The following is a 12,218-nucleotide window of genomic DNA, read 5'->3' on the forward strand; positions in this document are numbered from 1 at the left end:
TTAAGGTTCTAAATTGTAGTGATGAAAAGTTTAATCTTGCCACCTAATGAATTTTTAGATCACTATATTTTAAACGCTGAATTTCATCGTTTTGCTGGAATTTCAAAAAATGCTTATAAATTTTGGAAAAATGTAGAAATAGGTAGATATCAAGGAACAAGAATTATATTTTTGCATAGGAATTGCATTTTAGAAAAACATCAGCAAGCTTTAAGGCAATGTAGTGGTTTAAATGGTTTTGTATTGGCAAGTGCTTTTTGTTCTTTTACTGGATTAGCCCCTTCTCATTTAGTGGAAAAAAATAATTCTTCTATTTATAAACTTTTAGAGCTTAAGGAGATTTGTGGGATTAAATTTGTTAATCTAAAAAAATTTTATGATTTTTTAGGGCTAAATTATCATCAGCATATTTATATAGAAAAATGCCATTTTTTTAGTCCAGCTCCTTTTGAAAAGCGTATTAAAATCACTGAGAGTATGTGCGTTGGGTATTATTAAGATATAAATTACAAGCCCTGTAAAAAGACATTGCTTGTAATTTAAAGATGAAAATTTTGTATTTTAATCCATCTCATAAAAATCATCATCATTGTTATCATCATCGTATTCATAATCATCATCATCGTAATTATAATTTTTATGGTGATTTTGTGGATATTCTTCATCTTCGTTTTCATAATCATCATAATTTAAATCTTCTTCATCTTCATAAGCCATTGTTTTCTCCTTAAATAAAAATACAAAGCTTATTTTATCTTAAATTTGTTTGGTTTTGCTATAATTTTTATAATTTTTTAAAAGGTGAATTTATGAAATTAAGTCATTTAGATGAAAAAAATCATCCTAAAATGGTAGATGTAAGCGATAAAAATATTACTTCAAGAATAGCCACAGCTAGTGGTATGATATATATGAGTCAAGAAGCTTTTGATGTAATTAAAAACAATACTGCAAAAAAAGGTCCTGTTCTTCAAACAGCTATTGTTGCGGCTATAATGGGGGTTAAAAAAACAAGTGAAATTATTCCTATGTGCCATCCTTTGATGCTTTCTAAAGTTGAAACTGATATTGTGGAATTTGTTAAAGAATGTGCGTTTAAGCTTATTGTAACAGTTAAGTGTGAAGGTAAAACAGGGGTTGAAATGGAAGCTTTAAGTGGGGTTAGTATAGGGCTTTTAACTATATATGATATGATCAAGGCTGTAGATAAATCAATGAGGATTACGGATATAGTGCTTGAAAGCAAAGAAGGAGGCAAAAGTGGTAAATTTGTGCGATCTTAAAAAAGAACCTCAGATCAATTATCCTACTTTTTGGGACTATAAGGTGATTTTTGAGGTGCATGTTAGGGCAAGTGAAATTTTTCAAGAAATTTTAGGTCAAAGAGAATATAAATTTGAACATTCGAATTCAAGTGCGAGCGGAAAATATCAAAGTTATTTATTAAATGTTTATGTTGATAGCAAAAAAGATCGTTTGGATATATTTGATAAATTAAAAGCTAAAGCAAAATTTGTACTTTAAGAAAGAAGGAAAAATGAAAAATACTTTAATTATTTTTGAAAATTCTTTATCAAATCTCGGTAAAGATGAAGCAAGTGATTTACTTGAAGACTTGAGTTTTAATCTTGCATATAAGCAAATTTCACATAATCCTCATGAAACAAAAAAAGTTTTGAATTCTCTTTTGGTTGAATTTTTAACTATTTTAAAAAAACTTGATTTTTGTGACGATGAAAATGTTTCAAAGGTTATTAAGGCTCTCGTAAAAGCAAGTGTCGCAGATGCTCAAAATTCGCTTTATGAGTATATTAGTGAAGCTGAATTATTAAACAAACAGATTGAAAATCAAAAGAATTTGATTAAAAATCAAATCAGTGATAATTTTTTTGAATTCGAGAGTATTTTACAAGAATGTTCTTTTTGTAATGAATTTAGCGGTGGTTTAAATGATGCTATTTTATTTGATATAGAAATGCTTGGAATTTTAAAAGAAACCGCTGAAAGTGCTTTTTTAACTACATTAGAAAAGGCTGAAGATATAGAACTTACAAGTAGTGAAATAGCTAAAAATCTCGTATATAATGCTATTTGTGAAGCTCATTTTGAAAAAGAAAGAATTTTAAAAATTTCAAGTATTATTTTAAATACCGCTTTTGAAATAGCTAATGAATCTATGGCTTATGCAAAAGATCTTTGTTTAGGCGTGATTAAAGGCACAAGAGATGGTATTGTTTTAGCAATGGAAAAATTTAAAGCTTCATTAACTTATGCAAATTTTGAAGAAGATGTTAGTTTAAAAAGCAAAGAACTAATAGGTATAGAAGATGATTTTATTGCTCTTTTAAAAAAAGAGATTCAACTACAAAATGATCCTTGTAAGAGTATAGTTGAGAATTTGCTAGAACATGAGCTTGATAATCTTTTTGCTAAATTTAGACGTCTTGCAGGTGAAAGCAGAGAGCAATTAATATTAGTTTTAAATGATATTAAGAAAAATCCAAAGATTAATGATTTTAATAAACTTACTCAAAGAAAATTAAATCATTTTAAACAAGAAATTTTTGAATTAGAAAAAATTGCTAGTGAAAAATACAAAGATTTAAATTCTAAAAAAGCTAAAAAGCTCGGTGTAAGACTTTGGGAAAAAGCAAAAAAATTTGTTAAAAAATAATATCCCATTTTTGGGATATTAAATATCTATTTCTATACCTACAGGTGCGTGATCAGAGCCAAAAATATCATCTCTTATGAAAGCGTTTTTAAGTTTATCTTTTAAACCCTTTGAAATGAAAAAATAATCAATCCTCCAGCCTACATTTCTTTCTCTTGCTTTCATTCTATAGCTCCACCACGAGTATTTTTCTTTGATTTCGCCATTAATTTCTCTAAAAGTATCTATAAAACCAAGTTTTAGCAAATCATCAATCCAAGCTCTTTCTATAGGTAAAAAACCTGAAGTATTGGCATTGGCTTTTGGATGGGTAAGATCGATTTCTTTATGAGCGGTATTAACATCACCACAAATGATAATTTCAAACCCATCTTTTAAAAGCTTATCTAAATACACTAAAAAATCTGCATAAAATTTCATCTTAAAATTTAAACGCTCTTCATCTTTTTGACCATTTGGAAAATAGATATTAAAAAGTGCGATATTTTTAAAGCGGTGTTCTAAAACCCTGCCTTCTTCATCATCAAAAAATTCACATTTTTTTACTTCGCTATCAAAATTACAAAGACTCATTACCCCAGAATATCCTGCTCTTTTGGCAGAATTAAAATACATGTGTTTAAAAGGATATTCATAAATTTTTTTAGGAAATTTATCTTCATGTGCTTTGATTTCTTGAAAACCTATAAAATCAATCTTTTCTTGTGCTATCCAATCAAGTGCATTTTTATCACAAATGGCTCTTAAGCCATTGACATTCCATGAAAGTAGTTTCATTATTTTCCTTAAAATTGTCATTAAAAGTGTAAATCATAACATAAAAAGATTTAAAACTACAATCCATTTAAAAAAATTCAATAAAATTAAAACCTTAAATTTGAAGGTGGGATTTATATGCTTAGATTAACTTGGTTTTGGTTTACTTTCTTAAATTCTTTAATGATTGCAATATTAAATTTTAATTTATTTGAGTTTGTGTATGAAAAAAACAATCAAAATTGGTTTATAACTTTTGTTTTTATTATAGCTTATTTTGCATTAGTTCACGTGGTTTGCTCTTTACTTTTTATAAAGTTTTTTACTAAATTTTTTTCTATATTATTTATAATAGCATCTTTTTTAAGTGTTTATTTCATTAGTTTTTATGGAGTGCTTATAGACTCTGATATGATACAAAATGTTGTTCAAACAGATATCAAAGAAGTAAAGGATTTGTTAAATTTAAAATTGATCTTATTTATTGTTTTGGCTTTGTTGTTGGCTTTTTATGTTGTTAAAGTAAAAATTGATTATGGCAGTTTTAAATCCCATATGAAAATTAAAATTATCAATATAATATCAGGTTTGATTGTGGTTAGTGTAGTTTTAATCCCTTTAAGCAAAACTTTCTTGCCTTTTTTTAGAAACTATAATGAAATAAGAATGTATAATACTCCTTTTTATCAATTTTATGCCGTATATCGCTATTATGTTCGTTTTGTAAAAGCTAAGCCAGAATTTAAAACTATAGCTAATGATGCTTATAGAGAAAACAATCACACTAAAAAACTTTTAGTTTTGGTAGTGGGGGAAACTGCTAGAGCGGCAAATTATTCTTTGAGTGGATATACTAAAAATGATACCAATTTTTATACCAAAAAAGATAATGTAGTCTTTTTTGATAATTTTTCATCATGTGGAACAGCAACAGCGGTAAGTTTACCTTGTATGTTTTCTATATCCAAGCGTAGAGATTATTCGAGTTCAGAATTTCAAGAAAATGCCATGGATATACTTTATAAAACAGGTGTAGATGCTGCATGGTTTGATAATAATTCTGGTGGTTGTAAAGGGGTTTGTGATAGATTAGCTTATAAGCAAAAACTTTCTAGTGATTTGGATGAAAATTTACTCACTCCTTTTAAAGAAAAATTAAATCATTTAAGTGATCAAAATATAATAGTTCTTCATTTGCAAGGTTCTCACGGGCCAACTTATTATAAACGCTATCCAAATGAATTTAAAAAATTTACTCCAACTTGTGATACTAATGAACTTTCAAAATGTGATAACAAGGCTTTAATCAACACTTATGACAATACTTTACTTTACACAGACTATCTTTTAAGTGAGATTATAAAACTATTAAAAGAGCAAAAAGATTATGAAAGTTCTTTATTTTATCTTTCAGATCATGGTGAAAGTTTGGGTGAAAACGGTATTTATCTTCATGGTATGCCTTATGCTATAGCGCCAAGTTATCAAACTCATATTCCTGCTATTTTTTGGAGCAATGATGAAAAATTAATGAATTTAGCTAAAGAGCATAAAGGTTTAAAACTTTCTCAAGATAATCTTTTTAGTACTCTTTTAGGATATTTTGATGTAAAAACAAGTGTTTATGAACCAGAATATGATTTATTAAATCCTAAACTTAAGGCAAATCCATGAAGCCTAAATATCATTTTTTAAATAACGCAAGATATGCTTTAGAAGGGATTTTTGCTTTATTTAAAAATGAAATGGCGTTTAGAATTGAACTTTGCATTATTATCCCTGCGATAGTTTTTAGTTTTTTCTTAAAAGTTAGTTTTTTGGAGCATTTGTTATTGGTAAGTGTCTTAATGCTTATCTTAATTATAGAAGCTTTAAATTCGGCTATTGAAGCTTGCGTTGATTTAGTTACTAATGAATGGCATGAAAAGGCAAAAATCGCTAAAGATTGTGCGAGTGCGGCAGTGTTTTTTAGTGTGCTTTTAGCTCTTTTTGTTTGGGGCTTTATTTTATATAGCATTTACTTATGAAATTTGAAAATTTAATACGAGAAATTTTAGGAAAAAAACGTTTTGAATTGTTAAAATTTTTATGTGAAAATGCCGATGAAAATGGTTTTATTATGATTAAAATCAGTGAGCTTGAAGAAAAATTACATCAAAGCAAACCCACTATCATTGCTACTTTTAAATTTTTAGAAGAAAAAAAGCTTTTTAAGCGCCTTAAGAATGGATTTTATCAGCTAAATATAGGAGATAAAAATGATACTTAAAAATCCTTTAGATATGCATTTGCATTTAAGAGATAATCAAATGCTAGAACTTATTGCACCTTTGAGTGCAAGAGATTTTTGTGCTGCTGTGATTATGCCAAATTTAATCCCTCCGCTTTGCAATTTAGAAGATCTAAAAGCTTATAAAATGCGTATCATTAAGGTTTGTAAAGATGAAAATTTCACTCCTTTAATGACACTTTTTTTTAAAAATTATGATGAGAAATTTCTTCAAATTGCCAAAGATGAAATTTTTGGCATTAAGCTTTATCCAGCAGGAATTACAACAAATTCAAATGGTGGAGTTTCAAGTTTTGATATAGAGTATTTAAAACCTACTTTAGAGGCTATGAGTGATTTAAATATTCCTTTGCTAGTGCATGGTGAAACAAATGATTTTGTCATGGATAGAGAGGCAAATTTTGCTAAAATCTATGAAAAATTAGCAAAAAACTTTCCAAAATTAAAAATTGTAATGGAGCATATTACTACTAAGGTTTTGTGTGATTTGCTAAAAGATTATGAAAATTTATATGCGACAATCACTTTACATCATTTAATCATCACTTTAGATGATGTTATCGGAGGTAAAATGAATCCTCATCTTTTTTGTAAGCCTATTGCAAAACGCTATGAAGATAAAGAAGCCCTTTGCGAGCTTGCTTTTAGTGGCTATGAAAAGGCTATGTTTGGAAGTGATAGCGCGCCTCATCCATTGCACGCTAAAGAATGTTGCGGTTGTGCGGCTGGAGTTTTTAGTGCTCCAGTGATTTTACCTGTTTTAGCTGAATTATTTAAGCAAAATAGCTCCGAAGAAAATTTGCAAAAATTTTTAAGCGATAACGCTTGTAAAATTTATGATTTGAAATTTAAAGAAGATAAAATTTTAACTTTAGAAGAAAAAAAATGGCAAGTAGCGCAACAATACGGCGATGTAGTGCCATTTATGGCAGGGAAAACTTTAAATTTCAAAGTCGCAAATTAAAGGAAATTAATGCTAAAAGCTTATCTAGAAAACATAAAAGATATTTCTATCAATGATAAGGAACACACACATAGAACAGCTTTGCAAAATTTATTGCAAGCTATAAAAGACAATCAAGACAAGCAAAATAAAATCTCTATCAAACAAGAACCAAACAATGACAAAGAAGGTAGAGGCGCTCCAGATTTTTTAATTACAAAAGATTTTCTAACACTAGGTTACATAGAAAACAAAAGAGTAAATGCAAATCTTGATAACATCATAACAAGTGATCAAATTTTAAAATACACAAAATTAAGCCCAAATATCATTCTCACAGATTATTTAAGATTTATATTATTAAGTTTAAATGATAAAAATGAAATTATCATTTGTAAAGAAGTAAAAATTTGCTCTCTTGATGAGATTAAAAGCATTGTTAAAAATCAATCTTTACTAGATACTAAAACACAAGAGTTAAACGAACTTTTTAGCATATTTTTTTCTAAAATCCCAAATCCCATAAATTCAGCTTTAGATTTTGCAAATCATCTAAGCCTAAGAACAAGAATTTTAAAAGATGAGCTTTTATTATCAATTGAAAATGAAGCATTGATAAGTTTATTTAATACTTTCAAAGAAACACTTTATAAAGAATTATCCTATGAAGAATTTTGCGATTCTTTTGCACAAACTTTAACTTATAGCTTATTCTTAGCAAAATTAAATAACGATACCGCAAAAGAAATTGATCTAAACAATGCTAAAAAATTCATACCAAAATCATTTCCATTAATCCGTTCTATGAGTGGATTTTTAGATGATAGTTTTGAAAATTTAGAAAATATAAAATGGCTTTTAGAAGAAATCATAAATATTATAAATCATATAGACATTACAAGCATTATTAAAGAATTAAACAAAACAGGCGAGAAAGACTTATTTAATCGTCCTACTATTTTATCTACTCACAAAGATCCTTATTTGCACTTTTATGAAACATTTTTAGCAAGCTATGATCCAAAGCTTAGAGAAGTAAGGGGAGTGTATTATACTCCTGCGCCTGTAGTAATTTTCATCATCAATGCTGTTGATGAAGTTTTAAAACAAGATTTCAATCACAAAAAAGGATTAAGTGAAGCTTTAGATAAAAATATAACCTTGCTTGATTTTGCCACAGGCACTGGCACCTTTTTACTTGAAGCTTTTAGAAAAGCCTTAGAGCCTATAAACAAAAATAGCGTTAATTACAATCCAAAAGCTTTGATAGGCAAATTTTGCGGTTTTGAATTTTTAATAGCACCTTATACTATAGCGCACTTAAAACTTTCTCAAAGCTTCAAAGAAGAATTTAACTCTCCATTAAACGATGATGAAAGTTTTAAAATAGCACTAACAAATACTTTATATTCTAAAAGCATATCTAAAGAACAAAATGATCAAAACACGCTTTTTACTCTCATTGATCTAACAAAAGAATTTAAAAAAGCCCAAAAGATAAAAGAAGAACAAATTCTAATCATCACAGGCAATCCACCATATAGTGGAGCAAGTAGCAACAAAGGCTTATACGAAGATGAGATCAAAATAAGCTATGGTTTAGAACCAAGCAAAGCAAATCTTAATGATGAACAAAAAAAGTGGATAAGCTCGTATCTTAAAGAAAAATCCAAACAAAACACAAGTACTTTTAAAGCTATATATGAAAAACACAAACTAGAAAATGAAAAAAATCCAAAATGGCTTTTAGATGATTATGTAAAATTCATACGCTTTGCCCAAAGCAAAATAGACTTTCAAGAAAGTGGAATTTTTGCTTTTATTTCAAATAATAGCTTTTTAGATAATCCTACCTTTAGAGGTATGAGATATTCTCTAATGCAAAGCTTTGATAAAATTTATATACTTAATTTACACGGCGATACTAGAAAAAAAGAAAAAGCTCCTGATGGAAGCAAAGATGATAATGTCTTTGATATCATGCAAGGAGTAAGTATAAATATCTTTATAAAACAAAATTCAAAAGCTAAAAATACAAAAATTTATTATCATGATTTATACGGCAAAAGAAAAGATAAATACGAATTTTTATATGAAAATAACTTAAATTCTATAAAATGGACTTTAGTTAAAAACAACGAGCCTTTTTATCTTTTCTTGCCACAAAATAATGACTCGTTAGAAGAATACAACAAAAGCATAAGCGTAAAAGATATTTTTATGTTATCAAGCGTAGGGATTGTTAGTGCTAAAGATTCTATATTAATATCAACCAATACTGAAAAATTAAAACAGCAAATTCATGATTATTATAATGAATTTGATAAGAAAAATATAAAAGAAATAGCATACAGACCTTTTGATACACAAAAAATTTATTATGATATAAAAAAAGTGGAAAGACCTAGAATTGAAACAATGGAACATTTTTTAGAAAATGAAAATATAGGATTAATTTGTGACAGAGGAACAAAATTAAATAATATTAATAATATTTTTATTAGTAACAAAATCATAGATTTGCATTTAGTGGGTAGTGGTAGCTATATTTATCCACTTTATCTTTACCCTACAACTAGAAGTAAAAAATTCCTAAAAAAAGAAAATCCAAATTTTAATGAAGAAAATTTCACTTCAAAAATAGAAAATTTCAAAGAAAACTTTAGAGCTTTCATAGATGAGCTTTACAAAGAAAAATTCTCACCTGAAAACATACTAGGCTATATCTATGCTGTGCTTTTTCATAAAAACTATAGAGAAAAATATCTTGACTTTTTAAAAATTGATTTTCCAAAAATTCCTTTTACAAAAGATAAAAATACTTTTAAAAACTTAAGCAAACTAGGTTTAAAGCTTATAAATTTACATTTGTTAAAAAATAATGAGTTAGATTTTAATGTAGGTGAAGCCTTGTTTAAAGACATTAAAAATAAAAATTTCAAAATACAAAAAATCAAATATAACAAAGACACAAAAGAACTTTTCATAAACGAAAGTTTGTATTTTAACGAAGTAAGTCTTGAAATTTATGAGTTTAAAATAGGTGGTTATGTTGTGCTAGATAAATACTTAAAAAGCCACAAAGAAGAAGACATAGATCATAAGCATTTTACTTTGATCATACAAACTTTAAATGAGACTTTAAAAATACAAGATGAAATTTCAAAAATCAATCTAGCATAATTTGTTAGATTTTTATATATTTATTAACAGGAATGTTTTTCTATAGTCAAGATATTTATAATTATTTAATTCTGTAGTTCTTGCATATTTAAAAAAATAATCAGATGATTTATAAAATATGCAAAGGATTTTCAAAATTACCTTTATAAATCTGTTTCAGCTAAAATAGCTCTGAAGAAATTTGCAAAAATTTTTAAGCTATAATGCTTGTAAAATTTATGATTTGAAATTTAAAGAAGATAAAATTTAACTTTAGAAGAAAAAGAATGGCAAGTGCCAAATGTCTATGAAGATAAATACAATCAAGTCGTGCCTTATATGGCCGGAGAAATTTTGAAATTTCAATTAAAACATTGATTTTCCACCTTAAAGGTGGAAAATTTAAGCTTTATTTACAAGAGCATCTCTGATATCTATAACAAGATAGATTACAAAAAAACTTAGAAATAAAGCAATAAAACTGACTATCAGCGACAATAAACCAGCTAAAAATCCAATGCTAAACATCATAAAAAGAGAATAAAGCAAAGCTACAACAAAACTTATCACTGCAATTGCATCAAGAATCAAGCGTCCAAATTTGATGATTAAATTTTTAACCATTAAAAACTCCTTTGAAATAATCGGTGAAATTGTAATAAGTATAAGCTTAATGTTTTTATAAGTTATTTATAATTAAAAGTTTTATTTTGGATTCTATAGTTTCAATAATATCATTTTCAACAAAAGAACTTACAGTTTCTTTAGAAGCTGTGATTTTGTTAATGTTTAAATGCCATAGAGCATTTTCTATAGCCTCTTCTTTCGTTCTTTGAACTTTGCGTGTTTCATCAAAAACAATCTTATGAAAAAATATATTTTTTTCTAGTAAATAACTTTCTAAATCTTTTTTATAAAAACCTTTAAATTCGGTATTAAAATATTTAAAAATCGGATCTAAAAAATCACTTTTTCTATAATCAGCCCAACCAAGATAAATTTTTGTTTTAGCTAGATTTAAGAAATTTGTATAATCTTTTTCATTTTGTAAAGCAGGGGACATACTTAAAAATGCAAGGTCAAATTTAGCATTAGGATTGTTTTGCATCCAAGTTTCAAAGCTCAAATTTTCGCATTTTATATTGTTAAGATTTAGTTTTTTGGCATCTTCTTGTAAAATTTCAAGCATAGCATTTGCACTATCTAAGGCAAAAATTTCTTTAGCCTCTTTAGCTAAGTGTAAAGTCCAAACTCCAGTTCCACATCCTATATCTATAATGCTTTTATTTTGAAAAGAAATCTTTAAATTTTGTAAATATTCAAAAGTTTGCTTTTGTATGGTGTTTAAAGTGTTTTGATATCTTGTGTAAGTTTTGGCTTTTTTATCCCATAAATTCATATATTTTCCTTGATAAAATATATAAAATCATAGCATAAATTTTTAAAATTCAAGCCCTTTTTTGGGCTTGAATGACTAATTAAAACCTCTTCTTCTTAACATCTTCTAAGATATTATTAGCTATATCACTTACTGTACTAGAAATAATAGCTGATTCATTAGCAATTTCAACATTATCTTTAGTAGTTTGATCAATTTGAGCTACGCTATCATTGATTTGAGTAATACCTGCAGTTTGTTCTTTAATACTTTCTGCCATATCATTGATAGATTGAACAAGTAAATTAGTATTAGCTTCTATTTCAGATAAAGACTTTTGAGTTCTCTCAGCTAGTTTTCTAACTTCATCAGCCACAACAGCAAAGCCTCTACCATGTTCTCCAGCACGAGCCGCTTCAATAGCTGCATTTAAAGCTAGAAGATTAATTTGATCTGCAATATCACCTATGATACCTGTAACATTTTTAATCTCTTCAGATTGAGTGATAACATCACTAGTTTTAACTGAAACATTTTGCATAGAAGAAGTGATCTCTTCTAAAGCTGCTGCAGTTTCTTCTAAAGATTGAGCTTGAGAATTTGAAGAAGTGGTTAAGCTTTGAACAGCAGTTTGTAATTTTCCACTTTCATTAGCTAAAGCATTAGCAAAGTCTGAACTTTGTTTTAGCATTTTAACTATTTCATCGCCTAAAGCATTGGTAGTTAATTCAACACTTCCTGAAGCATTAGAGATTTTATTTCTAAAATCTAAGCTTTTGTATTCTTCAAATATTTTATGAATAACATTCATATCAGAACCTACTCTAGCTTGTAAAACATCAAGAAGTTTATTTAGAACATTTTTAAGTTCAATAAGTTGCGGGTTTCTTGGATTAGCAGTAATTCTTGCTGTTAAATTACCACCTTCTACAACTGATACGGTTTGAACTGATTCTTTAACAGCTTGATTGTCTTGTTCTAAACCTTTTTTAGTAGCAAGGATGTTTTCGTTGAT

The 12,218-nt window shown here is 27.5% G+C and carries 13 protein-coding genes and 2 pseudogenes; 10 read left to right on the forward strand and 5 right to left on the reverse strand.

Annotated elements, in window-relative coordinates:
- Positions 1-18: 18 nt before the first annotated feature.
- Positions 19-498, forward strand: coding sequence for a cheVAW transcriptional regulator CheQ (gene cheQ / locus AJN70_RS03175; protein WP_002854628.1), 480 nt, complete (start codon positions 19-21; stop codon positions 496-498).
- A 63-nt stretch (positions 499-561) separates the two neighbouring features.
- Here cheQ and AJN70_RS03180 read toward each other — a convergent pair whose 3' ends face one another.
- Positions 562-717 carry a highly acidic protein gene (locus AJN70_RS03180; RefSeq protein WP_002851965.1) on the reverse strand — a complete coding sequence of 52 codons (156 nt, stop codon included), beginning with the start codon at positions 715-717 and terminating at the stop codon, positions 562-564.
- Positions 718-809: 92 nt separating this feature from the next.
- Here AJN70_RS03180 and moaC point away from each other — a divergent pair, with 92 nt between their 5' ends.
- Genes moaC through AJN70_RS03195 form a run of 3 tightly spaced genes read left to right on the forward strand, consistent with a single transcriptional unit; the run spans position 810 to position 2,674 of the window.
- Positions 810-1,283: a cyclic pyranopterin monophosphate synthase MoaC gene (moaC, locus tag AJN70_RS03185; RefSeq protein ID WP_070295484.1), complete on the forward strand. Its 474-nt coding sequence runs from the start codon at positions 810-812 to the stop codon at positions 1,281-1,283.
- Positions 1,261-1,524, forward strand: a complete 264-nt coding sequence (locus AJN70_RS03190; RefSeq protein ID WP_002869152.1) for a DUF493 domain-containing protein — start codon at positions 1,261-1,263, stop codon at positions 1,522-1,524. The genes moaC and AJN70_RS03190 overlap by 23 nt, the downstream gene beginning before the upstream one ends.
- Positions 1,514-2,674 (forward strand): hypothetical protein, encoded by a 1,161-nt coding sequence (locus AJN70_RS03195; protein WP_072223581.1) that lies wholly within the window; start codon positions 1,514-1,516, stop codon positions 2,672-2,674. The genes AJN70_RS03190 and AJN70_RS03195 overlap by 11 nt, the downstream gene beginning before the upstream one ends.
- Before the next feature lie 18 nt (positions 2,675-2,692).
- Here AJN70_RS03195 and AJN70_RS03200 read toward each other — a convergent pair whose 3' ends face one another.
- Complete coding sequence (locus AJN70_RS03200) at positions 2,693-3,451, reverse strand: exodeoxyribonuclease III (RefSeq protein ID WP_002869154.1); 759 nt, start codon at positions 3,449-3,451, stop codon at positions 2,693-2,695.
- A gap of 117 nt (positions 3,452-3,568) precedes the next feature.
- Here AJN70_RS03200 and eptC point away from each other — a divergent pair, with 117 nt between their 5' ends.
- The 6 genes and pseudogenes from eptC to AJN70_RS09475 form a co-directional block, all read left to right on the forward strand.
- On the forward strand, positions 3,569-5,104 hold the full coding sequence (gene eptC, locus AJN70_RS03205; RefSeq protein ID WP_070295485.1) for a lipid A/FlgG phosphoethanolamine transferase EptC: 1,536 nt from the start codon (positions 3,569-3,571) through the stop codon (positions 5,102-5,104).
- A complete protein-coding gene (locus AJN70_RS03210; protein ID WP_002870643.1) occupies positions 5,101-5,457 on the forward strand; it encodes a diacylglycerol kinase in 357 nt (118 codons plus the stop codon). Before eptC ends, AJN70_RS03210 begins: the two co-directional genes overlap by 4 nt.
- Positions 5,454-5,699 carry a replication/maintenance protein RepL gene (locus AJN70_RS03215; RefSeq protein WP_002861043.1) on the forward strand — a complete coding sequence of 82 codons (246 nt, stop codon included), beginning with the start codon at positions 5,454-5,456 and terminating at the stop codon, positions 5,697-5,699. Before AJN70_RS03210 ends, AJN70_RS03215 begins: the two co-directional genes overlap by 4 nt.
- Positions 5,689-6,684 carry a dihydroorotase gene (pyrC, locus tag AJN70_RS03220; protein WP_070276435.1) on the forward strand — a complete coding sequence of 332 codons (996 nt, stop codon included), beginning with the start codon at positions 5,689-5,691 and terminating at the stop codon, positions 6,682-6,684. Before AJN70_RS03215 ends, pyrC begins: the two co-directional genes overlap by 11 nt.
- A gap of 9 nt (positions 6,685-6,693) precedes the next feature.
- Complete coding sequence (locus AJN70_RS03225) at positions 6,694-9,846, forward strand: type ISP restriction/modification enzyme (protein ID WP_070295486.1); 3,153 nt, start codon at positions 6,694-6,696, stop codon at positions 9,844-9,846.
- A gap of 178 nt (positions 9,847-10,024) precedes the next feature.
- Positions 10,025-10,203: pseudogene (locus AJN70_RS09475) on the forward strand (dihydroorotase); the annotation flags it as partial.
- Between the two features lie 31 nt (positions 10,204-10,234).
- Here AJN70_RS09475 and AJN70_RS03230 read toward each other — a convergent pair.
- The 3 genes and pseudogenes from AJN70_RS03230 to AJN70_RS03240 all read right to left on the reverse strand — a co-directional run.
- Positions 10,235-10,449 (reverse strand): annotated as a pseudogene (locus AJN70_RS03230) (hypothetical protein).
- Between the two features lie 55 nt (positions 10,450-10,504).
- Complete coding sequence (locus tag AJN70_RS03235; RefSeq protein WP_070233288.1) at positions 10,505-11,224, reverse strand: class I SAM-dependent methyltransferase; 720 nt, start codon at positions 11,222-11,224, stop codon at positions 10,505-10,507.
- 79 nt (positions 11,225-11,303) lie between these two features.
- Positions 11,304-12,218 (reverse strand): methyl-accepting chemotaxis protein (locus tag AJN70_RS03240; protein WP_002934477.1); only part of this gene is annotated, 915 nt, incomplete at its 5' end.

The organism is Campylobacter sp. BCW_4341, assembly GCF_001764255.1.
GTDB classification, from domain to species: domain Bacteria; phylum Campylobacterota; class Campylobacteria; order Campylobacterales; family Campylobacteraceae; genus Campylobacter_D; species Campylobacter_D jejuni.